At 61.4% G+C, this 24,564-nt stretch carries 18 protein-coding genes and 1 pseudogene; 12 read left to right on the forward strand and 7 right to left on the reverse strand.

Translation table 11 applies throughout. The features are described from left to right. Window positions 1-4: 4 nt before the first annotated feature. On the reverse strand, window positions 5-1,978 hold the full coding sequence (locus tag ACZ89E_RS02130; protein ID WP_149661302.1) for a MacB family efflux pump subunit: 1,974 nt from the start codon (window positions 1,976-1,978) through the stop codon (window positions 5-7). Beyond that, window positions 1,979-3,142, reverse strand: a complete 1,164-nt coding sequence (locus ACZ89E_RS02135) for an efflux RND transporter periplasmic adaptor subunit (protein ID WP_476254742.1) — start codon at window positions 3,140-3,142, stop codon at window positions 1,979-1,981. Between the two features lie 320 nt (window positions 3,143-3,462). On the opposite strand from ACZ89E_RS02135, the gene ACZ89E_RS02140 reads away from it, so the two are divergent. From ACZ89E_RS02140 to ACZ89E_RS02175, 8 genes are all read left to right on the forward strand, one after another. Beyond that, window positions 3,463-3,945, forward strand: coding sequence for a sigma-70 family RNA polymerase sigma factor (locus tag ACZ89E_RS02140; protein ID WP_149661304.1), 483 nt, complete (start codon window positions 3,463-3,465; stop codon window positions 3,943-3,945). Window positions 3,946-4,076: 131 nt separating this feature from the next. Next, window positions 4,077-5,414, forward strand: coding sequence for a lysine N(6)-hydroxylase/L-ornithine N(5)-oxygenase family protein (locus ACZ89E_RS02145; RefSeq protein ID WP_476254743.1), 1,338 nt, complete (start codon window positions 4,077-4,079; stop codon window positions 5,412-5,414). Window positions 5,415-5,934: 520 nt separating this feature from the next. After that, window positions 5,935-8,640: a magnesium-translocating P-type ATPase gene (gene mgtA, locus ACZ89E_RS02150; RefSeq protein ID WP_476257005.1), complete on the forward strand. Its 2,706-nt coding sequence runs from the start codon at window positions 5,935-5,937 to the stop codon at window positions 8,638-8,640. A gap of 218 nt (window positions 8,641-8,858) precedes the next feature. Further along, the gene (locus ACZ89E_RS02155; protein WP_149661307.1) at window positions 8,859-9,248 is read left to right on the forward strand and encodes a hypothetical protein; all 390 of its coding nucleotides are present in this window, start codon (window positions 8,859-8,861) and stop codon (window positions 9,246-9,248) included. 125 nt (window positions 9,249-9,373) lie between these two features. Further along, on the forward strand, window positions 9,374-10,579 hold the full coding sequence (locus ACZ89E_RS02160) for an EAL domain-containing response regulator (RefSeq protein ID WP_463257999.1): 1,206 nt from the start codon (window positions 9,374-9,376) through the stop codon (window positions 10,577-10,579). A 76-nt stretch (window positions 10,580-10,655) separates the two neighbouring features. Beyond that, a complete protein-coding gene (locus ACZ89E_RS02165; protein WP_149661309.1) occupies window positions 10,656-11,090 on the forward strand; it encodes a PleD family two-component system response regulator in 435 nt (144 codons plus the stop codon). Between the two features lie 143 nt (window positions 11,091-11,233). Further along, a complete protein-coding gene (locus ACZ89E_RS02170; protein WP_149661310.1) occupies window positions 11,234-11,854 on the forward strand; it encodes a response regulator transcription factor in 621 nt (206 codons plus the stop codon). 12 nt (window positions 11,855-11,866) lie between these two features. Next, window positions 11,867-15,070, forward strand: a complete 3,204-nt coding sequence (locus tag ACZ89E_RS02175; protein WP_476254744.1) for an ATP-binding protein — start codon at window positions 11,867-11,869, stop codon at window positions 15,068-15,070. Window positions 15,071-15,077: 7 nt separating this feature from the next. Here ACZ89E_RS02175 and dkgB read toward each other — a convergent pair whose 3' ends face one another. Together dkgB and ACZ89E_RS02185 are read right to left on the reverse strand one after the other, a co-directional pair. Then, window positions 15,078-15,881 carry a 2,5-didehydrogluconate reductase DkgB gene (dkgB, locus tag ACZ89E_RS02180; protein WP_463257996.1) on the reverse strand — a complete coding sequence of 268 codons (804 nt, stop codon included), beginning with the start codon at window positions 15,879-15,881 and terminating at the stop codon, window positions 15,078-15,080. A gap of 305 nt (window positions 15,882-16,186) precedes the next feature. Further along, a pseudogene (locus ACZ89E_RS02185) lies at window positions 16,187-16,357 on the reverse strand (PaaI family thioesterase); the annotation flags it as partial. A 107-nt stretch (window positions 16,358-16,464) separates the two neighbouring features. Between ACZ89E_RS02185 and ACZ89E_RS02190 the strand changes: the two are divergent. The 3 genes from ACZ89E_RS02190 (at window position 16,465) to ACZ89E_RS02200 (ending at window position 19,666) form a co-directional block, all read left to right on the forward strand. Continuing rightward, a complete protein-coding gene (locus tag ACZ89E_RS02190) occupies window positions 16,465-17,331 on the forward strand; it encodes a pirin family protein (protein WP_476254745.1) in 867 nt (288 codons plus the stop codon). A gap of 149 nt (window positions 17,332-17,480) precedes the next feature. Next, window positions 17,481-18,923, forward strand: a complete 1,443-nt coding sequence (locus ACZ89E_RS02195) for a mechanosensitive ion channel family protein (RefSeq protein ID WP_149661314.1) — start codon at window positions 17,481-17,483, stop codon at window positions 18,921-18,923. Between the two features lie 302 nt (window positions 18,924-19,225). Beyond that, window positions 19,226-19,666, forward strand: coding sequence for a carboxymuconolactone decarboxylase family protein (locus tag ACZ89E_RS02200; RefSeq protein ID WP_149661315.1), 441 nt, complete (start codon window positions 19,226-19,228; stop codon window positions 19,664-19,666). On the opposite strand, the gene ACZ89E_RS02205 is transcribed toward ACZ89E_RS02200, so the two are convergent. The 3 genes from ACZ89E_RS02205 to ACZ89E_RS02215 form a co-directional block, all read right to left on the reverse strand. Further along, on the reverse strand, window positions 19,667-21,256 hold the full coding sequence (locus ACZ89E_RS02205) for a DHA2 family efflux MFS transporter permease subunit (RefSeq protein WP_476254746.1): 1,590 nt from the start codon (window positions 21,254-21,256) through the stop codon (window positions 19,667-19,669). Continuing rightward, window positions 21,253-22,371, reverse strand: coding sequence for an HlyD family secretion protein (locus tag ACZ89E_RS02210; protein ID WP_476254747.1), 1,119 nt, complete (start codon window positions 22,369-22,371; stop codon window positions 21,253-21,255). Before ACZ89E_RS02210 ends, ACZ89E_RS02205 begins: the two co-directional genes overlap by 4 nt. Before the next feature lie 96 nt (window positions 22,372-22,467). Further along, window positions 22,468-23,232 carry an AraC family transcriptional regulator gene (locus ACZ89E_RS02215; protein ID WP_149661329.1) on the reverse strand — a complete coding sequence of 255 codons (765 nt, stop codon included), beginning with the start codon at window positions 23,230-23,232 and terminating at the stop codon, window positions 22,468-22,470. Between the two features lie 101 nt (window positions 23,233-23,333). Between ACZ89E_RS02215 and ACZ89E_RS02220 the strand changes: the two genes are divergently transcribed. Beyond that, window positions 23,334-24,455 (forward strand): MFS transporter, encoded by a 1,122-nt coding sequence (locus ACZ89E_RS02220; RefSeq protein WP_476254748.1) that lies wholly within the window; start codon window positions 23,334-23,336, stop codon window positions 24,453-24,455. The last annotated feature ends 109 nt before the right edge of the window (window positions 24,456-24,564 follow it).

Raw genomic sequence — 24,564 nt, forward strand, 5'->3', positions numbered from 1 at the left:
TCGATCATTCACTGGTAAGGGCCGTGACCGGGTCGAGCCGGGCAGCCTTGCGGGCAGGCATGAAGCCGAAAATGACACCGGTGACCAGCGCGCAACCGAAGGCGCCGAACACGGCGATCCACTCGAATGCCACAGCCACATCGCTGAGTAGCAGCACGCCGCCGACCAGCAATGCCAGGCCGATCCCGGCGAGTCCGCCGATCACCGAGAGCATCACCGCTTCGGTGAGGAACTGGCGCAGGATGTCGCGCTGACGGGCGCCGGTGGCCATGCGAATACCGATCTCGCGGGTCCGTTCGCGCACGGTCATGAGCATGATGTTCATCACACCAATACCGCCCACCAACAGCGAAATCGCCGCGATGGAACCGAGCATCAGCGACAGCGTGCCCTGGGTCCGGGCCTCGGCCTGGATCATCGCGGCGTTGTTGGTCAGCTCGAAGTCCTTTTTGTCCTTGTGCCGGTGCAGCATCGTTTGTTCGATGGCCTGCTCGGCCTCCTTGACCTTGCGGGCATCCTTGGCAGCAATCACCACGTATTCGGGATTACGGTTGCCGAACAGGCGCACGCTGGCAGCCGAATAGGGCACGGCGATGCGGTTGTCACTGTCGGAGTCGCCGGAGCTGGAGCCTTTTTCGGCGAGGACGCCAAGCACCTGGAATGGCACGTTTTCAATCAGGATGTATTGGCCGATGGGGTCGGCGACGTCCTTGAGCAGCTTGTCGCGGACCTTTTTGCCGATCACCGCAACTGCGGCGCCAGTGTCCTCATCGGCCTGGGTGAAGTAACGGCCCTCGACCACCGGCCAGTTGAAAATGACCGGGAAGTTGGTGTCGTTACCTCCCACATAGCTGGTGTGGTCGACGTTGCCGAAACGCACGCCGGCCGTCGCGCCGTTGACCGGCATGATGCGTTGCACTTGCGGCAACGCCGCCAGCGCGGCGACGTCGTCGAGGGTGATGATCCCTGGCGGCGTGCGCGGATTGGGTGCGGCGCCGCTGAGATAAATAATGTTGGAGCCGAAGGCGCCCATTTGCGCCATGACCTGACGTTTGCTGCCTTCGCCCACCGCCAGCATCACCACCACCGAGGCGACCCCGATGACGATCCCCAGCAGGGTCAGCGCGGTGCGGAAGCGATTGATCCACATCACCCGCCAGGCCGCTTGCACGGCATCCACCAGTTCACCTTTCCAGGCCCCGGTGTTCTCGCTGCCGACACTCAGGCGCTGGCGCAGGTCCACGGCTTGCAAGGCGCCCGGCCTGGCGCTGCGCGGCGGTGCCGAGGGGGCGTCGGCGGTGTCGCTGATGATCAGGCCGTCGCGAATTTCGATGAGGCGGTTGGCGCGTTGAGCGACGTCCCTGTCGTGGGTGATCAGGATCACCACATGGCCCTGGCTGGCGAGCTCGTCGAGCAGGGTCATGACCTCGGCACCGCTGTGGCTGTCGAGGGCGCCGGTGGGTTCATCGGCGAGGATGATGTGGCCGCCGTTCATCAGTGCCCGGGCAATCGAGACCCTTTGCTGCTGGCCACCGGACAGCTGATGCGGGCGGTTGCCGGTGCGGCTGGCCAGGCCCAGGCGGTCCAGCAGGGCGGCGGCGCGGGCGTGACGTTCGGCCGCCGGGGTGCCGGCATAGATGGCCGGCATTTCAACGTTTTCCTGGGCCGAGCCGGAAGGGATCAAGTGATAGCCCTGGAACACGAAGCCGAACGCTTCGCGGCGCAGCCAGGCCAGTTCATCGCTGTCGAGGCGGGCGACGTTTTCGCCGGCGAACAGGTATTCGCCGCTGGTGGGGCGGTCGAGGCAGCCGAGAATGTTCATCAGCGTCGATTTGCCGGAGCCGGAGGCCCCGACAATCGCCACAAATTCCCCGGCGTGAATCGACAGGTCAATGCCCCGCAGCACTTCCACCAGGGGACTGTCATTGCCGCCGTAAGCTTTGCGAATACCGCGCAGGTCAATCAGGGGCGTTTGCATTCAGCCTCCACTGCCGGTGACCGGGGCGCTCAGCACGTGATCGCCTTCGGCCAGGCCGTTGAGGATCTGCGTGCGCAGTCGGTCACTGATGCCGGTGCGCACTTGTCGCGGCTGCACATCGCCGTTGGCCGCGACCACTTGTGCCACCTGCGTGTCGGTCTCGGAGCCTCTCTGCAGTGCGGCGGTCGGTACGGTCAGGACGTTTTGCGCCTGTTGCGCGACGAAGAAAACCTGGGCGGTCATGTCGGTCATCAACGCGTTGTCGGCGTTGTCGACGTCGAGCAGCACGGTATAAAGCACCACCCGTTCGGCGCCGCTGCGTCCACTGGTGGGACTGCCGCCCTGGGATTGTTCGAGCGGGCGCGGTGGCACCGGGAGGATCTGTCGTACGGTGCTGCTCCAGCGGCGGGTGCCGCCACTAAGCGTGGTGAAATAAGCCGTCATGCCCGCTTTGACCTGGCCGATATCGGCTTCGGAGACTTCCGCCCACACGGTCATCGGTGACAAACGGGCGATGCGCAGGATCAGCGGGGTTTGTTGTTGTGCGTTGAGTGTCTGGCCTTCCCGGGCACCTACTGCCACCACCGTGCCGGTCATCGGCGCAAAGATCCGCGTGTAGCCGAGTTCGGCTTCGTCGCTGCGCAGGCTCGCCTGGGCCTGGCGAATCTGCGCCTGGAACATGTCGATGCGGGCCTGGGTGGCGCGCACTTCGGCGCGCGCGGTCTGCACGTCTTCTTCGCGCGTGGCGCCCCCGGCGGCCAGATTCTGCTGGCGTTGGTATTTTTGCTGCGCCAGGTCGTGCTGGGCGCGCTGCTCTTGCAGTTGGGCCTTGAGGTTGTCGATGGAAAAACGCCCGGCATCGAGCTTGGCTTTCTGCGTCGATGGATCGATCTCGACCAGCAACTGGCCTTCCTTGACCTCATCGCCAGCCTCGACGTGGATTTTCTGGATCTGCCCCGAAGCCTGGGCACCCACATCGACATAACGACGGGGTTGCAGGGTGCCGAGGGCGGTCACGCTGGTTTCGATGGTGGCGCGGGTGACCTGGGCCGTGGCCAGTTTTTCGCGCCCGGGGGGCAGCACTTGCCAGGCGGCGACCGCGATCGCGGGGATCAGGCAGAGTGCTACAAGCAGGGCGCGTCGGGTCGGACGGGGACGTTTCATGCAGGGTTCCAGCCAGAGTAAATCGGCCCGTCGTGCGGCGGCGCACACCGTTTGGCGCGCAACTGGACGCTGTCGGTCGGCCGACAGACACGGGAAGCTGTCCTGTAAACGAGAACCCTGGCCGGGAATTTAAGCCTTGATACAGGGGGGTTACAGCTGCGCTACCAGGCTATTTCTCCGGCAAATGGATCAAGTGCTTTAAATCTATATGAGAATTACTATAAATTACGCGACTCAAATTGCCACCATCGTGCTACTGCTCATTTGGCGGTCGCCGATCTGGCTCAAGGATAGAAACCGCCTGCGTGCGGCCGGGAGTCATGTTGGAAAACTACTATCGCGAGCTGGTGTGCTTTCTGAACGCCAAGCTGGGCAACCGTCAGGTGGCCGAAGATGTGGTGCATGACGCTTATCTGCGGGTACTGGAGCGTTCCAGTGACACGCCGATCGAGCAGCCCCGGGCCTTCCTTTATCGCACCGCGCTCAACCTGGTGATCGACGACCATCGGCGCAATGCCCTGCGGCAAGTCGAATCCCTGGAAGTGCTCGATACCGAAGAGCGCTACTTCACCCCGTCACCGCATACCAGCCTCGATCACGGGCAACGCCTGGCCATGCTCCAGCGCGCCCTGGCGGAATTGCCCAAGCTGTGCCGCGAGAGTTTTCTGCTGCGCAAGATCGATGGCCTGTCGCACCCCGAGATCGCCGAACACCTGGGGATTTCCCGGGCGCTGGTGGAAAAACACATCGTCAACGCCATGAAACATTGCCGGGTGCGTATCAAGCAATGGGACGCCCATTGATCCCCACCCATTAAATTTTTTTTCATTGTCCTCGTTCCTACTCAACAGACGATCTGCTGTCCCCCCAAGGCCGGTCAGGTCACCCAGGCTTTATCCCCGCTGCTCCGGGGTTCATCCAGAGGACACTGGAAATGACACAGGCAATTGCATCGCCCATCGTTCACGACCTGATCGGCATCGGTTTCGGCCCTTCGAACCTGGCCCTGGCCATCGCCCTGCAAGAGCGCGGGCCGAGCCAGGGTGAACTGGATGTACTGTTTCTCGACAAGCAGGCCACGTACAGCTGGCACGGCAACACGCTGTCGACCCAGAGCGAGTTGCAGATTTCCTTTCTCAAGGACCTGGTGACCCTGCGCAACCCGACCAGCCCGTACTCGTTCGTCAACTACCTCAAGCACCACGGGCGCCTGGTGGACTTCATCAACCTGGGCACCTTCTACCCGTGCCGCATGGAGTACAACGACTACCTGCGCTGGGTCGCCGGGCAGTTCACCGAGCAGAGCCGCTACGGCGAAGAAGTGCTGACCATCGAGCCGGTGCTGCACAACCAGCACGTCGAAGCGCTGCGCGTGATCTCCCGCGATACCCAGGGCCAGCAACACGTGCGCACCACCCGTTCAGTGGTGGTCAGCCCTGGCGGAACCCCGCGTATTCCGGAGGCGTTCAAAGCGCTGAAGGATGATGGCCGCGTGTTCCACCACTCGCAGTACCTGGCGCAGATGGCCAAGCAGCCGTGCGTGGACAACCAACCGATGAGCATCGCGATCATCGGCGGCGGGCAGAGTGCGGCGGAAGCCTTTATCGACCTGAACGACAGCTTCCCGTCGGTGCAGGTGGACATGATCCTGCGCGGCTCGGCCCTGAAGCCGGCGGACGACAGCCCGTTCGTCAATGAAGTGTTCTCGCCGGAGTTCACCGACCTGGTGTTCCAGCAAGCCAGCAGTGAGCGCGAGCGCCTGGTCAACGAGTACCACAACACCAACTACTCGGTGGTGGACATCGACCTGATCGAACGCATCTACGGCATCTTCTATCGCCAGAAGGTTTCCGGGATTGCGCGCCATGCGTTCCGCACCCTGACCACGATTGAGAAAGCCACCGCCACCGAGCAAGGTATCGAGCTGGCGGTACGCAACAATGCCACGGGCGAAGTCACGGTTCGACATTACGACGCGGTGGTGCTGGCCACCGGTTACGAGCGGCAGATGCACCGCAAGCTGCTGGCGCCGCTGGAGGCGTACCTGGGCGACTTCGAAGTCGACCGCCATTACAAACTGATCACCGACGAGCGCTGCAAGGCCGGCATCTACATGCAGGGCTTCTGCCAGGCCAGCCACGGCTTGAGCGACACCTTGCTGTCGATCCTGCCGATTCGCGCCGATGAGATTGCCGGGTCGCTGTATGACCATGGCAAGTCCCGTGGGCATACTCGTTCGGTGATGGATTTGTTACTCGCCACTGCCAGCTAATCCCTTCACCTGATCGTTCCCTCGCTCCGCGTGGGAATGCAGCCCGGGACGCTCCGCGTCCCATTGGAACGCAGAGCGTCCCTGGAGGCATTCCCACGCGGAGCGTGGGAACGATCAAGCCCCCTCGCCACAGTTTTTTGATCATCCTGAACCCTTCCTGAAGAACCTGCCGATTCTCCCGGCACTCGCCCAAGCATCGTTTACTCTCCAGAAATCGGGGCGTAAGCTTCGCGCGTTTTCATCAATAGCGGAGACCCACAGTGGGTACTTGTTCGAGTGACAGTCGTCGGCCGGTTTCAGTGACCGGCATTTTCTCGGCAAGCTAACGCGCAATTTTTTTGTGCCGTTACCTTGCTGACAAGCGAGTAGCGGCATCCCGATCGCGGCCAGTGGCGGCGCGATACCCGAGGTCCCTCTCATCGACGCTGAACCGTGCGTGATGTTCGACTTTCATGTCGTCATCGCGGCGACTCGACGCGCCTGCTCGACGGTTTCCCGGCTGACCCTGGGGGCAACTGCCATGAACCTGACCTTGCTCAAGGAATTCTTCGCCGGATTCCTGCGCACCCGCCACATCGCCCGGCACTTCCGTCGCCTGGCCTTGCTGGAAAGCATCAACGACACCACGGTCAGCCGTGAAGTACCGCCGACCCTGGCGCAGACGTTGGTGTCCGCCGCCAACAGCGACACCGGCCATCTGCTGGACAGCCTCGGCAGTCACAGCGATGGTTTGAGCGAACTCGAAGCCGACACCCTGCGCGAGCAATTCGGCCTCAACGAAGTCGAGCACGAACAGCCGCTGCCGTGGTGGGTGCACCTGTGGCACTGCTACAAAAACCCGTTCAACCTGCTGCTGACCTTGTTGGCGGCGGTGTCGTGGTTCACCGAAGACATCAAGGCCGCCGTGGTGATTTTCTCCATGGTGGTGCTCTCGACCTTGCTGCGGTTCTGGCAGGAAGCCAAGTCGAACCAGGCCGCCGACGCGCTCAAGGCCATGGTGAGCAACACTGCCACCGTGCTGCGCCAGGGCGCGCAGCGCATCGAATTGCCGATCAAACAATTGGTGCCCGGGGACCTGATCGTGCTTTCGGCCGGCGACATGATCCCCGCCGATTGCCGGGTACTCAGCGCCAAGGACCTGTTCGTCAGCCAGGCGGCGATGACCGGCGAATCCATGCCCGTGGAAAAATTCCCGCGCCAGCAGGACCGCGACACCGCCAACCCGCTGGACCTGGACAACATTCTGTTCATGGGCACCAACGTGGTGTCGGGTTCAGCCATTGCGGTGATCCTGACCACCGGCAACAGCACCTATTTCGGTGCCCTGGCCCAGCGGGTCAGCGCCACCGACCGGGCGCCGACTTCGTTCCAGAACGGCGTGAACAAGGTCAGTTGGCTGCTGATCCGCTTCATGTTCGTGATGGCGCCGCTGGTGTTGTTCATCAACGGCTTCACCAAGGGCGACTGGATGCAGGCGCTGCTGTTCGCGCTGTCGATTGCCGTGGGCCTGACCCCGGAAATGCTGCCGATGATCGTCACCTCGACGTTGGCCAAGGGCGCGGTGTTCCTGTCGCGCAAGAAGGTCATCGTCAAGCGCCTGGACGCGATCCAGAACTTTGGCGCCATGGACGTGCTGTGCACCGACAAGACCGGGACCCTGACCCAGGACAAAATCTTCCTCGCCCGGCATGTGGACGTCTGGGGCGAAGAGTCCGATGACGTACTGGAAATGGCCTACCTCAACAGCTACTACCAGACGGGCCTGAAAAACCTGCTGGACGTGGCGGTGTTGCAACACGTCGAAGTGCACCGGGAACTGGAAGTGGCCACGGCGTTTGCCAAGGTCGATGAAGTGCCGTTCGACTTCACCCGCCGACGCATGTCGGTGGTGGTGGCCGAGCATGATCAACAGCACCATTTGCTGGTGTGCAAAGGCGCGGTTGAAGAAATCCTCGCCGGTTGCACCCGGGTTCGCCACGGCGACAACGACGAACCGTTGACCGATGAACTGCTGGCGCGGATCCGTGAAGTGACGGCGTCTTTCAACGAAGAAGGCTTGCGCGTGGTGGCCGTGGCGGCGCGGCACACGCCCAAGGATCAGACGGTCTACAGCATCGCCGATGAACAACAGATGACCCTGATCGGCTACGTCGCCTTCCTCGATCCACCGAAGGAAAGCACCGCGCCGGCCCTGCGGGCGCTGGCCGAGCATGGCATCGCGGTGAAAGTGCTGACCGGCGATAACGAACTGGTCACCGCCAAGATCTGCCGCGAAGTCGGCCTGGAGCAACAAGGCCTGCTGATGGGCAACGATGTCGAACGCATGAGCGACGCCGAGCTGGCGCTGGCGGTGGAAACCACCAACGTCTTCGCCAAACTGACACCGTCGCACAAGGAACGCATTGTGCGTCTGCTCAAAGACAACGGCCACGTGGTCGGCTTCATGGGCGACGGCATCAACGACGCCCCGGCGTTGCGCGCCGCGGACATCGGTATTTCGGTGGACAGCGCGGTGGACATCGCCAAGGAAGCGGCCGACATCATCCTCCTGGAAAAAAGCCTGATGGTGCTGGAGGAGGGCGTGCTGGAAGGACGGCGGACCTTCGCCAACATGCTCAAGTACATCAAGATGACCGCCAGTTCGAACTTCGGCAACGTGTTCTCGGTGCTGGTGGCCAGTGCGTTTATCCCGTTCCTGCCCATGCTGCCGATGCACCTGCTGGTGCAAAACCTGCTGTATGACATTTCGCAGATCGCCATCCCGTTCGATAACGTCGATGCCGAGATGCTGAAGAAACCCCAACGCTGGCAACCGGCGGACGTCGGGCGCTTCATGCTGTTCTTCGGGCCGATCAGCTCGATCTTCGACATCACCACGTTTGCCTTGATGTGGTACGTGTTCGACGCCAACACCCCGGATCACCAGACGTTGTTCCAGTCCGGCTGGTTTGTGGTGGGGCTGCTGACCCAGACCCTGATCGTGCACATGATCCGCACACCGAAGATCCCGTTCCTGCAAAGCCGCGCGGCCATGCCGTTGATGATCATGACCGGGGTCATCATGGCCATCGGTATCTTCCTGCCGATGGGGCCGTTCGCGCACTACTTCAAACTGCAGGCGCTGCCGTCGCTGTACTTCGTGTTTTTGCCGGTGATTCTGCTGGCGTACATGGGCCTGACCCAGGCGGTGAAGGGCTTCTACATTCGCCGGTTTGGCTGGCAATAAAACGCTGTTGTGGCGAGGGAGCTTGCTCCCGTTCGGCGGCGAAGCCGTCGTCGAAGGGGGCCGCTTCGCAGCCCAGCGGGAGCAAGCTCCCTCGCCACAGGTGTTGCGCCAACGCCACATCGGTGTGGGACCTGCTGCAGACACATTTCAGAAGCGTCCTACATCGGTTTCAAGGTGTTTCGTCTAGCGTTAGGAAAACCCCGAACCAGTCGAAACCCATGTCGCTTCAACCCCTGCACATCCTGATCGCCGAACCCCAGCCACTTCTGCAACAACGCATGGCCAGACACCTCAACGAACTGGGCTATCGACGCATCACCCAGGTGACCTCCCTGCGCGAACTTCTGGACTTGACCCACTATTCCTACGAACCCTTCGAGGCATTCGACCTGCTGATCATCAACGGCGAGTTACTGAGCAGCGCCGGTGCCGATCCTCACCGGTTTTTCATGCGCAATGCCCAGGTCCGCCACGGTTTGATCCATGACGCACGTCGCGGCCAGGAAAAGCCCGAGCTGCTGTTTACCTCGTGCCGACGACAACTGAGCCTCATTCGTACGCCGGATCGGCAAACGCTCCAGGCTTTTATGCAAAGCCTTGAGTGGTGATCCAGTTCTACCGGCACTAGAAGGTTTATGGGACGTTTCCTACAGAGTTTCAGACGTTTCCTAATTAGCTTGCCCCGTGGTTCCTGGACAATCGTCGCACCCCAACCGACGAGTCGACGCCTTCCATGCCTAACCTGCCTCTGCGTGTCCTGGTGCTCGAAGATCACACCTTTCAGCGTTCCGTCGCCGTGAACATGTTACGCACGCTGGGTTGCCACGAGGTATTCGAAGCCAGCGACGGCGCCGAAGCGCTGGAGGTCCTGGACGCGGTCGGCGCGGTGGACATCGCCCTGTGCGACTTGCAGATGGAAGGCATGGACGGCCTGGCCTTTTTGCAGCGGGTCGGCGCTTCGGGGCAGGTGAAGTCGATCATCATCAGCAGTGTGTTGTCGGCGGATTTGCGTCGGGCGGTGCATCAGATGGTGTCGCTGTCGGGCCTGGCGCTGCTCGGCGATGTCGGCAAACCGTTGCATGGTGAGGTGCTGGCGCAATTGTTGAACAAATACCTCAACAGCCCGGTTGCCAAGCCTTGGTCGATGCAAATCCCGGAGCTGGCCACCGAGCAGGAAGTGCGTGGGGCGCTGGCCGCCCGGCAATTGCAGGCCTGGTATCAACCCAAGTTCAACCTGCAAACCGGTGACGTGTGTGGGGTCGAGGTGCTATGCCGCTGGTTGCATCCGCTCAAGGGTGTGTTGTCGCCTGCGGTGTTCATGCCGGTGCTGGAGCGGTGCGGGTTGATGGATGAGTTGCTGTTTGCCCAACTGGATCAGGCGTTGAGCCTGCAACAACAGGCCAGGCAACATGGCTTCACGCTGAACATGGCGTTCAACCTGCAAACCTCGCAACTGGCCAATAGCGAGCTGACGTTCACCATCAAGGACATCCTGGCCCGGCACGCCACAGTGGGCGCGAGCCTGACGTTTGAACTCACCGAAAGCGGTCTGCTGGAGGCCCCGGCCACCAGCCTCGAAAGCCTGGTGCGTTTGCGGATGATGGGCTGTCGGTTGTCCATCGACGATTTCGGTGCCGGGTTTTCCTCGCTGCAACGCCTGTGTCAGTTGCCGTTCAACGAGATCAAGCTTGATGCCGAATTTGTCCGCACCCTGGAACACGAACCTCGTTGCCGCGCCGTGATCAGCAGCACCCTGGCGTTAGGTGAGGCGTTGGGGATGTCGGTGGTCATCGAAGGCATCGAAACCGAGGCGCAACGCCAGCAATTGTTGGCGCTGGGTTGCACCCAAGGGCAGGGCTACTGGTACGCGCGACCCATGAGCGGTGAGGATTTGCTGCAATGGTTGCCTTTGCGTGGGGCGGTGAGAAGTGATTTTTAGGAAAGGTCCTACAGAAAATTCAACAGGTGTTCCGTAGCCTTGCGCGACATGAATCTCCCACTCTCCCGAGGCAATGATGCCGAATAAAGCCTTACGAATACTGATCGCCGACGAGCAGCATTTCCATCGGATGAAAGTCGAGCGGCTCTTCAATCAACTCGATTACTTCCGTGTTGCACCCGCGCAAAATCTCGAAGAACTGCTGACTCTGGTGGAGTACGGTTGCGAGCCGTTCGATCTGGTGGTGGTCAATGCCGCCATGGCGCACGGCGCGCTGGACTGGTTGGGATTCTTTCTGAACAACCCGCAAGTTCATTACGCCTTGATCTATGACGGTGAGCGGGCCCAATTGCCGCCGATTCCGGGATGTGCGCAACAAAAGGTTCAGGTCAGCCATGGGGTACTGCCCGATCTGGGCACCCTGGTGCAGTTGATGACGGTGGTCGATCCGCCGATGCCGGCTGAAGACCAACCCTGGTTGACCCGCTTGTACAAGCAACAGCAGGGTTGACCGTTCGTCGGAACTGTCAGATCTGACAGGTGGTTTTGCCTGATCTCCCATGCAAAAGTCATTGCGCAGCCGTTGCGTCTACACCGGGCTGATCCCGGTGGTATTCGGTGTGCAGTCGTCATGTCTTTGCACAAGGAGTTGCCATGAAGTCAGCGTTGATTGTGGACGATCATCCGGTGGTACGGGCCGCAGTCAAAATTGTCCTTGAGCAGAAGGGCTTCAGACGCATTTTTGAGGCGTCGAACGGTAGCGAGGTGATGTCGCTGTTGCGCGAGCATTCGCCGGAGCTGTTGGTGCTCGATCTGGTCATGCCGTCCCTCGACGGGCTTGATGTGCTGGAGCGAATCAGGGCCAGTGATCAGTCGTGCCGGGTGCTGGTTTTCTCGTCCCTGGACCCGCAGCATTTTCAAGAGCGTTGCATGCGTGCCGGGGCCCTGGCCTATGTCTCCAAAACCAACGACTTGAGGCATTTGCACGAAGCGGTGCACGCGCTCATGGCCGGCTACACCTATTTCACCCAGTTGCCAGCGGTATCGCGGGACAGTCTGCAAAGTACCGAAAAACAACTGATCGACTTACTCTCCAATCGCGAACTGACCATCTGCCAGCACCTGGCTCGCGGCATGAGCAACAAGGACATCGCCAGGGTCATGCACCTGAGCCACAAGACCGTCAGCACCTACAAGACGCGCCTGACTGAAAAACTCAGAGTGCCTTCGTCGGTGTACTTGCGTGAATTTGCCAAACGCAACCATCTGATCTGAACGAGCCAGACCATGCGTGCCTGTCTTTTGCTGCTGATGCTGTTGACCATGACGCATGCAGCGGCCGAGCCGGTCAGCCAGCACCTGCTCGGACGCTCCACCGTGGACGGCTACGATGTGCGCCTCGATGACAAAGACTGGGAATGGCTGCGCAACAAGCGGGTCTTGCGTCTCGGTGTAACGGGCCCGGACTACCCGCCGTTCGAGGTGACGCGCAATCACGATGAACTGGAAGGCATCACCGCCGACTACGCCGATCTGCTGGCCCAACTGCTGCACGTCAAGATCGAGGTCCGGCGTTACGCCACGCGCGACGCCGCCATGCAGGCACTCAAGGTCGATGAGCTGGATCTGCTCGGGACGTCGAACAACTTCGAGGCGGCCGATCCCGAACTGATGAGTTCGCGGGCCTACGCCGAAGATCAACCCATGCTGGTCACCCGGCTGGACGAGCAAGTGCCCGAGGACCTCGCCGGCAAGCGCATCGCCATGGTCGATGACTATCTGCCCGCCGCAAGCATCACGGCGTTCTATCCCGAGGCGAGTCTGCACCTTTATCCCTCGACGCTTGAAGCCATCGGCGCCGTAGCGTTCGGCCAGGATGACGTCTACCTGGGCGACTTCATCAGCGCCAATTACCTGATCAACAATAACTACCTGAACAACGTTCACCTGGCGGGGCCCTCCGGGCTAGACGCCAATCCGTTTGGCTTTGCCCTGGCCCGCAGCAATGCGCGGCTGACGAGGATTGTCGATCAGGCACTGGCCGCGATTCCCATGGACCGGCGCGATGCCATCGAGCGGCGCTGGAGTGCGGACCGGGCCAACATTTCCGGCCAGCAACGTGTTCGATTGAGCCCCAGCGAACAACACTGGCTGGCTCTGCACCCGACGTTGACCGTGGGCGTTGTCGAAGACTTCGCTCCACTGACATTTTTTGATGCCCAGGGGCGCTTCAGCGGCTTGACCGCGCAATTACTCACCTTGATCAGCCAGCGCAGCGGCTTGACCTTCAAGGTCCTGCGCAGCCGTTCACTGGATCAGCAGGTCCAGCAACTCAAGGCCGGGGAGATTGACCTGTTGCCGGCGATCATTCCCAGCCGCGAATGGGAAGGCGAGTTGCGCTTCACCCGCGCGTACCTGAGCAACCCGTTCGTGCTGGTCAGCAGCGCGACCCCGGGCAGCCCGAAAACCCTGGATGATCTGGCCGGAAAACGCCTGGCGATCTACCACAGTCATCCGTTGCGCGAGTACATTCGGGCGCGCGCGCCGGACATTCGCCTGGTGGAGGTGCAAGGCCCGGCCCAGGGCCTGGAGTCGGTGATCAAAGGGCAGGCTGATGCGGCCCTCAGTTCACTGATCCTGACCCGTTACCTGATTGCCCGGCATTACCGCGAGCGCTTGCGGATCAACAGTACCGTGGGCGACGAACCGGCGCGCATCACCCTGGCCACCGAACGCGGTGCGCTTGAGCTGCACTCGATTCTGAACAAGGCCTTGCTGAGCATTCCGCCCCAGGAGCTGGACGAACTGGTGGCGCGCTGGAGCAACAACGAGGTGGTGGACGACAGTTATTGGCTGCGTCATCGCCGCGCCATTTTTCAAGGTTTTGCCGCTGTCGGCGCCTTGCTGTTACTGGCGTTGGGCTGGATCGTCTGGCAGCGCCGGCAGATTCGCCAACGCCAACAATGGTTGCAGCAGTTGCAGGACGCCAAGGACGCCGCCGACGACGCCAACCGGGCAAAAACCACGTTTCTGGCGACCATGAGCCATGAAATCCGCACGCCGATGAACGCCCTGATCGGCATGCTCGAACTGGCCCTCAAACGCTCCGAAGAGGGCATCACCGACCGTTTCGCCATTGAGGTGGCGTCCGGTTCCGCGCAGCAGTTGCTGGCGTTGATCGGCGACATTCTGGACATTGCCCGCATCGAGTCCGGGCATTTGTCGCTGACGCCGGAACGGGCCAATCTGCACGAATTGACGGCATCGGTGTGCCGGGTTTTCGAAGGGCTGGCGCGGCAGAAAGGGCTGGATTGGCGGGTCGAACTGGACGAGCACAGTGACTGCGATGTGTTGATCGACCCCCTGCGTTTCAAGCAAGTGCTGTCCAATCTGTTGAGCAATGCCATCAAGTTCACTGAAGAAGGTCAGGTAAGCCTGACCTTGCGCGCCGAGCCCGGGATCTCCGGCCATCGGTTGGTGAGCGTGGTGATTGAAGACAGTGGCATCGGCATCAGCGCCGCCGACCAGCAGCGGCTGTTCAGCCCGTTCGTCCAGGCGGGCAAGACGCCGCAATCCGGCCGCAGCGGTTCAGGGCTGGGCTTGGTGATCAGCCGTTCCTTGTGCGAAATGATGGGCGGGCGATTGCAGCTTCACAGCACGCTGGGCGGGGGCACGCAGGTTGAGGTCAGTCTGGATGTGCCAGTCCTTCAACCCTTGGTTGGCGACGTTGTGCCGCCCAATGGATTGTTACTGCCGACCCGGCAGTTAACGATTCTGGTGGTCGATGATTACCCGGCCAATCGGCTGTTGCTGTCGCGACAACTGAGTTATCTGGGGCACCGGGTGCTGGAGGCCGAGGACGGCGAACAGGGGCTGGGGCAATGGCGCCGCCAGCCGCTCGATGTGCTCATCACCGACTGCAACATGCCGGTGCTCAGTGGGTATGAACTGGCGATGGCGATTCGTGATGAAGAACGCGCCCAAGGCTTGTCCGCCACGCTGATCCTGGGCTTTACCGCCAATGCCCAGCCCGAGGAAAAGCGCCGTTGCCTCGAAGCCGGCATGGATGATTGCCTGTTCAAACCGATTCGTCTGGGGGATCTGAGCGCGTGGCTGGCGGCCAGGTTTCCAGGCGAATTGAACGCTGCGGATATTCCGTCACCACCGGCATCAGAGATTGACTTGAGTGGCCTTGAGCAATACGTCGGCAGCGACCGCACCTTGATTAATCGTCTGGTGCACGATCTGGCGGTGACCAATCGCGAGGATCGTCAACACCTGCTTCAGGCGCACGCGGCGGGCAATCGCCAGGACCTCCAGGACCTGGCGCACCGCATCAAGGGCGGTGCGCGCATGGTCCGGGCGATCCGGCTGGTCGAGTGTTGCGAGCAACTGGAAATGGCTTGCGCCGAAGGCCGTGCGGTGTTGATCGACGAGGCCGTCGAGCGCTTGCAGCAGAGCATGGCGCGCCTCGACCAGAGTCTTGGCTAGCGCACGATCAATCCCACTGCGGCGCGATGCCTTTAGGGCTGGTCAAGCGCTGACCGCGATCCAGACCGGCGATCAGCGCCATGTCGGCGTCGCTCAAGGTCAAGGCGCAGGCCTGCAGGTTGCTTTCCAGGTTGGCGCGTTTGGTGGAGGAGGGGATCACCGCGTAACCCAACTGCATGGCCCAGGCCAGGGTGACGTGTGCCGGGGTCGCTTGCAGGCGCTCGGCGATCTGCTGGATCACCGGGTCCTTCAACACTTCGCCGTAGGCCAGGGTCATGTAAGAGGTGATCTGGATGCCCTGGCTCTGGGCGAATTCGACGACCTTGCGGTTTTGCAGGTACGGGTGCAGCTCGATCTGGTTGGTGGCGATGTTCTCGGCGCCGACCGCGGCGATCGCCTGTTTCATCAGGTCGACGGTGAAGTTGGACACGCCGATCTGGCGGGTCAGGCCCATGTTTTTGGCTTCAAGCAGTGCGCCCATGAATTCTTCGACGGGCACCTGGTCTTCCGGGGACGGCCAGTGGATCAGCGTCAGGTCCAGGTAGTCGGTCTGCAGGTTGCGCAGGCTCTGTTTGAGGCTGTCGATCAAGCGGTCCTTGGCGAAGTTGGCGACCCAGATCTTGCTGGTGATGAACAACTCTTGACGCGGGACACCGCTGGCGGCGATGGCCTGGCCGACTTCGGCTTCGTTCTCGTAGATTTGCGCGGTGTCGATGACCCGGTAGCCCAGTTCAAGACCGGTGCTCACCGAATCGATGACCACCTGGCCTTGCAGGCGAAACGTACCAAGACCGAATGCGGGAATAGACATCAATGACTCCAGGGTTGCAGTGGGAATGGCCACCAGTATCCGCGCCGATGCCCTCGAGAAAAACCGCAGGTAGGTCAAGTCAATGTTGACGGGAAGTCATGAATGGGTGGCTGGTCGATGAAATTGTGGGTGTTTGGTCTGGCCTGTTCGCGGGCAAGCCTCGCTCCTACAGGTTTGAGATTTTCCGCGAAATATCGCCACGATACACATCCTGTAGGAGCAAGGCTTGCCCGCGATAGCCGTAACGCGGTTTCGGAGCCTTACCCCCGCGCCTCAAGAATCATGCAAGTCGTCGACCCGGTCGCCTACAACCGCCCATCCACGTCATAAATCCGCCCCTCGGCCAGCGCCGTCGAACGTCCCGGATGCACAATCTTGCCTTCGGCCCGCCCCGGTCCTCTGGCGCCGGTCAACGCGCGGACATAACTGATGCGCAAATCCAGCGTCGTGTAGCCCTGGTCTTTCTTCAATGGCGTGCATTGTCCTACTGGTGGAACGCTGAGGCTGGTTGTTGCCCTCTAGTGCTGAATTGAGCGCAGATTTAAGCTGGGTTCATGTTTCACCCACCTTTTTCGGAGGCACGATGAAAAACATCATCGGTATCTACACCAGTCCACGGGCCCATTGGGTCGGCGACGGTTTTCCGGTTCGCACGCTGTTTTCCTACGACACCCTGGGCAAACACATCAGCCCGTTCCTGCTGCTCGATCACGCCGGCCCCGCTGAATTCACCCCGACCACTGAGCGCCGTGGTGTGGGCCAGCATCCGCACCGCGGTTTTGAAACCGTGACCATCGTCTACGACGGCGAAGTGCAACACCGGGACTCCACCGGCAGTGGCGGCACCATCGGCCCTGGCGACGTGCAATGGATGACGGCGGCCTCGGGGATTCTTCATGAAGAATTCCACTCGGAAAACTTCGCCAAAACGGGCGGCAAACTGGAAATGGTGCAACTGTGGGTCAACCTGCCGGCCAAGGACAAAATGGCCGACGCCGGTTACCAGACGATCCTCGACCGCGACATCCCGAGCATCCCGCTGCCGGACAACGCGGGCAGCCTGCGCCTGATTGCCGGTGAGTTCGACGGCCACACTGGCCCATCCCGCACCTTTACGCCCATCGACGTCTGGGATATTCGCCTGAACGCCGGCAAGTTGCTGACCCTTGATCTGCACGAAGGTCGCAACACCGCGCTGGTGGTGCTGCGCGGCACGGTGCAGGTCAATGGCCTGGAACTGGCGCGGGAAGGGCAGTTGGCGCTGTTCGAGCGCGACGGTGCTCAGCTCACCCTCGAAGCCAATGGCGACGCGGTGGTGTTGCTGCTGAGCGGCGAACCGATCGATGAACCCATCGTCGGTCACGGGCCGTTCGTGATGAACACCGAGCAGGAAATCCACCAGGCCTTTGCCGACTTCCAGTCGGGGCGGTTTGGGCGGATGCAAGGGTAACCACCCAACGAGCTGCCGAAGGCTGCGATCTTTGATCCGGCCTTTGGTTTCGGCTATCTCAAAAAGATCAGGATCAAAAGATCGCAGGCTTCGCCAGCTCCTACAATGTGTGAGATCTTCGCGCTATTGGCCCTCGCTGGAGTTGCTTGATGCTGTCACTGCTCACCAATCACCCACTGCTCGTCGCCGTAGCCTTGATCCTCATCGATCTGGGGCTGTGGCGCTTGATCAGCACCAATGGCAGCAACTGGAAACTGGTCGTACGGCTGGTGATTTTCGGCTTGTTCAGCGTCCTGCTGTTCAACGAAGGCCTGAACCCGATGGAGCCGGCGCCCTGGGCCGACAACGTGCCGCTGCACCTGGCGGCCACCGGTTTGCAGATCGGCTGGTGGCTATTCGGTGCGCGGACCCTGACGGTGCTGATCGGCGCGGTGATGATGCAACGGGTCGGGCACACCGGGCGTTTGCTCCAGGATTTGCTGGGCGCGGTGATTTTCCTGATCGCCATCATCGCGGCCATGGCCTACGTGCTCGACCTGCCGGTCAAGGGCGTGCTCGCCACGTCCGGCGCGGTGGCGATCATCGTCGGCCTGGCGCTGCAAAGCACCCTCAGCGACGTGTTCTCCGGCATCGTTTTGAACACCACCAAGCCTTATCAAATCGATGACTGGATTTCCATCGACGGCACCGAGGGCCGGGTCACCGACATCGACTGGCGCGCCACGCGCATGCAAACCGCCCAAGGCAGCCTGGCCGTGATCCCCAACTCCCTGGCGGCCAAGGCCAAGATCATCAATTTCAGTCGGCCGAGCGACATATTCGGCGTGTCCATCAGCCTGCAACTGAGCCCGCACGCGCGGCCCAACACCGTGGTCGAAGCCCTTGAACGGGCGATGCAGGGTTGCCGCCTGCTGCTGGATCACCCGGCGCCGAGTGTTGCGCTAAAAAGCTCCAGCAGCACCGGCGTGGAATACGAAATCAGTGGGTTTGTGGTCTCTATGGACCAGAAGCGCGCGGTGCGCAATCTGTTGTTTGACCTGGCGTACCGGCACTTGCAGGCCTCCGGCATCAATATGCTGTCGAGCGTGGAACCCCTGGCGCCGAACAGTTTCTCCCGACCACGGGCGCTGCTGGAAAGCTCGGCGATTTTCTCGACCCTGCGCCAGGAAGAGAAAGAGACCTTCAGCCAGAACATGACCCTGCAAACCTTCCGTGCCGGCGAGACGATTCTGGCGGCGGGGGAGGTCAGCGATCATTTGTTCATCATTGAATCCGGGGTTATTTCGGTGACCCTGACCCGTCACGGCACCCCGTTCGAATCCGGACGCATGGGCCCTGGCGAGGTGATTGGCGAGGCCGGCATCCTGTCCGATACCTCGGTACCCGCCGCGTTTACCGCCAAGACCTTTTGCGCCCTGTACCGCATCGAAAAGGCCTACCTCAAACCGTGCCTGGACGCTCGTCACGACATCAACGATGCCATGAAAGCCTTGCTGGATTTCCGCTTGCACAAGGCGCGGACCTTGACCCAGGACGAACCGGTGGTGGTGCCGAAGAAGGGGTTTTTGCAGTGGTTGCGTCATCGCGCGTGAGTGGGATTTGCGGTGGATGGCCGCTGCGCGGTTCGCGGGCAAGCCTCGCTCCTACAGGTTAGCTATTTGCCGCGAAATGTCGGCACGACACAAATCCTGTAGGAGCGAAGCCTGCCCGCGAAAGCAATGTCAGCCCCGCAACAAATCCCGGACCGATCAGAAATCTATAGCCGCCAATGCCCGATAACAGATTTTTGGGGCGGCCCTTCAATGGCCTCCTCGTCTTCTCGAATATTGGCTATTTGTCGAAACCACGGGCGGGATTAACTTAACGCCACACCCCCTTGTGACGGAGCCCTGCCATGAAACCTCGTATCGATTTCTACACCGCTTCCCCGGACGCCCTCAAAGCCATGATCGCCCTGGAAACCGCGGTGTCGAAACTGCCACTGGAAAAGAACCTGATTGAACTGGTCAAGCTGCGCACCTCGCAAATCAACGGCTGCGCCTTCTGCCTTGACATGCACAGCGCCGATGCCCGCAAGGGCGGCGAAGACGAGCGTCGTCTGGCCACCTTGTCGGCCTGGCGCGAAACGCCGTTCTTCACCCCGCGTGAACGTGCGGCGATGGCCTGGACTGAATCCCTGACCCTGATCAGCCAGACCCACGCTTCGGACGAAGACTACGAACTGGCCACCTCCGAGTTCAGCCCCAAGGAAATGGTCGACCTGACCGTGGCCATTACCACCATCAACGCCTGGAACCGCCTGGCGATTGGTTTCCGCAAAATGCCACAAGCCTGATCAATGCGCGTCTGCTGACGGCGCGGCCGGTGGTTGCACCTTGCGCATCAAGGGCACCATCAGCGTCGCGATAATGAAGCAGACCATGATCATCAAAAACGCGTCGCCATAGGTTTGGGTCTGGGCTTCGCGGTAGGTCAGCAACCACAGCTGATGCAGGCTGGCGGTGACACCCGCGTCACCGCTTTGGCCGAGGGCGGCGAAGTTGTTGCCAACCTGGGACAGCCACTGGTTGAGCGCTTCGTTGGTGCTGTTCAAATGCTCCGCCAGGCGCGTGAAGTGCAGGTTGGTGCGGTCGTTGAGGATGGTGGCGCACGCTGCGATGCCAATCGCGCCGCCCAGGTTGCGCATCAGGTTGAACAACCCCGAAGCATGTTTGAGCCGCGACGGCGCCAGGCCGCCCAAGGTCAGGGTCACCGCCGGTGGCACCGCCAGTTGCTGGGCAATCCCGCGCAGCGCTTGCGGCAGCATCAATTCCTTGGCCCCCCAGTCATGGGTGATCGGGCTGAAATCCCACATCGACATCGCGAACAACCCCAGGCCGGTCATCATGATCCAGCGCAGGTCGATGCGATTGGCCATAAAGGCGTACAGCGGAATCGCCATGATCTGGAACACCCCGGTGGAGAAAACCGCCAGGCCAATGTCCAGCGCGCTGTAGCCACGCACCCGACCGAGAAACAGCGGCGTCAGGTAAATCGTGGCGAACAGGCCGATCCCGGTGACGAACGAAAAGAAGCAACCGAGGGCGAAGTTGCGGTCCTTCAGAGCGCGCAGATCGACGATCGGATTGGCCACGTACAACGTGCGGCTGATGAAGGCCAGGCCGGCGAGGCCGCTGATCCACGCAGTGATCAAAATGGTGCTGTCGCTGAACCAGTTCCAGCGTGGGCCTTCTTCGAGGGTGTATTCCAGGCAGCCGAGAAACAGCGCCATGAACACCATGCTGAGGTAGTCGGCGCCCTTGAGCAGCGACAATTCCGGCTGGTCGATCTTGACCAGCATCGGCACCGCCACCGCGACGAAAATCCCCGGTACCAGATTGATGTAGAACAGCCAGTGCCAGGACGAAATGTCGGTGATCCAGCCACCGATTACCGGGCCCAAGGTCGGTGCCAGCGAAGCCACCGCACCGATGGTCGCGGCGGCGATCACCCGTTGTTTGCCGGTGAAGAAAAAGAACGCGGTGGTGAACACCAACGGGATCATCGAGCCGCCGAGAAACCCCTGCAGGGCACGGAACGCGATCATGCTCTGGATGTTCCAGGCCACGCCGCAGAGCAGGCTGGCCAGGGTGAAGCCCACCGCCGAGGCGCAGAACAGCCAACGGGTCGAGAACACCCGGGACAACCAGCCCGACAGCGGAATCACGATGATTTCCGCGATCAGGTAACTGGTCTGCACCCACGCGGTTTCGTCGGTGCCCGCCGAGAGTCCGCCGCCGATGTCACGCAACGAGGCGGAGACAATCTGGATGTCGAGCAGCGCAATGAACATGCCGATGCACATGCTGGCGAAGGCGAAGACCTTGGTCGCCGTCGCCATGTTGGCGACATTGAACGGCTGCGCGGGGGCGGCGACGGTGCTCATGGTGCGCTGGCCACGGCGGGGGTTTTATCGTCGGCGCGGGTGTCCACTTCAGCGGTCACCGACAGCCCCGGGCGCAAATGGCCGAGCACGCCATCCGCCGGATCGAGCACGATGCGCACCGGTACCCGCTGCACGATTTTGGTGAAGTTGCCGGTGGCGTTTTCCGGCGGCAAGACGCTGAACTGCGCGCCACTGGCCGGGGCGAGGCTGTCCAGATGGCCATGGAACACCTGGCCTGAAAGCACGTCGGCCCGGATGATCACCCGTTGGCCGGAGGTCATCCGCGCCAGTTGATCTTCCTTGAAATTGGCATCGACCCACAGCCCACTGGACGGCACCACCGACAGCAATTGCGAACCGGCCTGGGCATAAGCGCCCACCCGCGCCCGACGATTACCGACCACGCCGTCCACCGGCGCTTTGAGTTCGGTGTAGCCGACGTTCAACTGCGCCAGATCCCGTTCAGCCTTGGCTTGCATCAGTGCGGCGCGGGCTTGCTGTTTCTGGGTTTCGATCACGTCCAGCTGACGTTGACTGGCCAGCCATTCCGCCTGGGCCCGGGCGCTGATCGCCTGGGCCGTCTTGAAGGTCGCATTGGCGCGTTGCGCGCTTTCCACCGAGACCGCATTGCTGCCCACCAGTTTTTTGTAGCGCGCATCGTCATCCCGGGATCGGGCGGTCTCGGCGCCAGCGGCATCGATCCCGGCGCGGGCCTGGCCGATCACCGCGTGTTGCAATTGTTCGGTGGCGTTGAGGTTGGCGAGCAGGGCTTCTTCGGCGGCGACTGCACCTTCGGCCTTGGCCAGGTTGGCGCGGTAGTCGCGCGAGTCCAGGCGCACCAGCACGTCGCCGGCCTTGACCTTCTGGTTGTCGGTGACCAGCACCTCTTCGATATAACCCGCGACTTTTGGCCCGATCACCGTCACGTCGCCGCCAATGTAGGCATCGTCGGTTTCTTCAAGGAAACGCCCGGCGCTCCACCAGTGGGCGCCGTACAGCCCAAGACCGACCAGCGCCGCGAGGGCCACGGTTAGCAGCATCAAACGCTTGAGCACGGGTGGCTTGGTGTTCACCGGGACAGCCAGGTCGGGTTCAACGGTGGGCATGCTGGTCATGGGGGATACCTGTGGGAATCGGGTGTTTATTACGGATGTAATATGACGCAGGTAATATATTGTGGCAATTTATTTTTGCTGCCGGTCGTCAGTTGATTATTTAAGCCAGGTGCCGGGCGTCACGCCGGTCATGTCCTTGAAGAAGGCGATGAACGCGCTGTCGCTGGCAAACCCCAGTTCAAAAGCGGTGTAACCGAGGCTGCGACCGGTGGCGAGCAGTTCCATGGCGCGCATCAATCGCCATTGCTGGCGCCACTGCTGATAACTCATGCCGGTTTCGCGCTGGAAGATGCGGCCGATGGTCCGCCCGCTGGCGCCGATCTGTTGTTCCAGCACCTGAAGTTCCGGTGGCAGGCGGTCGAGTGTCGTCAGCAACGGCGCCAGGCGTTTATCCCGGGGCAGGGGCAGGAGCATCGGTTGTTGCGCGGCCTCGCGAATTTCGCTCAGGCACAGGCCCAGCAGATGGACGAATTTGCCCTGCTGCCAATCGGTGGCGAAATCTGCCAGCGCAATCGGTTCCAGCACGGCCCGCAGCAGTGGGCTGACTTCCATCACGCAGACCTGTTGCGGCAGGTCGACACACAACGCTGGCGTCAGGTAAATGGATCGGTAATCCACGCTGCGTTGCATCACCGCGCGGTGGGTCACGCCGGAGGGAATCCACGCGGCGCGGGAGGGTGGCAGCAAGCACAACTGCTGGGCGAGGGTGATGCGCATGCAGCCCCGGCGGGTGAACAGCAGTTGCCCGCGCTGATGTTGATGCAGGCCGGAATCGTGGTCGCCGAGGTGGGAGGCGATGCCGATGACACTCGCCGGGTAGTGATCGGGGTCGAACGTTGCGTGGGAATCCAGCCAGGCCATGAAGATGTCCGATTTCATCGAAAACGTGTCAGGGTTCGGATAATACGTCAGTCAGTGCTTCTTAAACTCCTCGCCAGTTTTTATTGAAGAGTGACGCTGTGATGAATTCCCGAAACCTGTTGGTGCTGGCGATTGCGTTATTGATGTTCCCGCAGATCGCCCAAACCCTCTACAGCCCGGCGTTGGCGGATATCGGCCAGGCCTTCGGCGTTGGCCCGCAAGCGGCGGGGCAAACCCTGTCGGTGTATTTCCTGGCCTTTGCGTTCGGCGTGGTGGTGTGGGGGCGGGTGTGCGACCGCATCGGGCGGCGGCCGACGATGCTTGTCGGTTTGGCGTTGTACGTTGGCGCGTCGATGTTGGCGTTGCAGGTCAGCACCTTCAACGGACTGTTGATGGCCCAAGCGCTGGCGGCATTCGGCGCTGCGGTGGGCTCGGTGGTGACGCAAACCCTATTGCGCGATCGCTTCCAGGGCACCGAACTGGCTCAGGTATTTTCCCTGATGGGCATTGCGCTGGCGGCCAGTCCCGCACTCGGCCTGTTCAGCGGGGCGAGCCTGGTGCACGCCTTCGGCTATCGAGGTGTGCTTGGGTGTCTGTTGCTGTTGTCCCTGGGGTTGTGGCTGTGGTGCTGGGGAACCCTGCCGGAAACCCGACCGCAACACCTGACCAACGCCAGCCTGTTCGAGACCCTGAGGCACATGCTGCAAGATCGGGACATCTGGCGTTCGACGTTGCTGGTCGCGCTGTTCAACATCGCCTTGTTCAGTTACTACAGCCTCGGTCCTTTTATGTTTGAGCGGCTGGGATTGAGTGGGCAACTGTTCGGCTACAGCGGTGTGATCCTGGCCCTGGGCTCCGGTCTTGGCGCCTGGCTCAATAGACGGTTGCTGCGCAGAGGGTTCACGGGATTGGGCCTGATCCGTCTCGCGGCGGGCGTGGCATTGCTCGGCGGCATCGGTGTGTGGCTGCTGCAAGACAGCGGATTGTTTGTGTTATCGATGCTGCTGGTGGTACTGGCGTTCGGCATGGCGATCCCGAACATTCTCGGCTCGGCCCTGGCCAATTACGCTGATCGACTGGGCACGGCCGGCGCGCTGTTTGGCTTGATGTATTACCTGTTGATCGGCGCTGGGCTGATGCTGGTCGGCTGGTCCCAGGCATTGGGCGAAACCTTGATGCTGTGCGGCGCATTGGCCTTGCTGCTGTCCTGGTGGAAAAACTGAACAATTGTTTAAGAAATGTAAGCGTTGTAGGACACGTCTTGCATTTGCGTGGGATGGATCTGACTATCACGCAAATTGATGAAATGGCATTAAGCCATTTGATGATCGC

This window comes from Pseudomonas sp. TE3899, assembly GCF_056279105.1.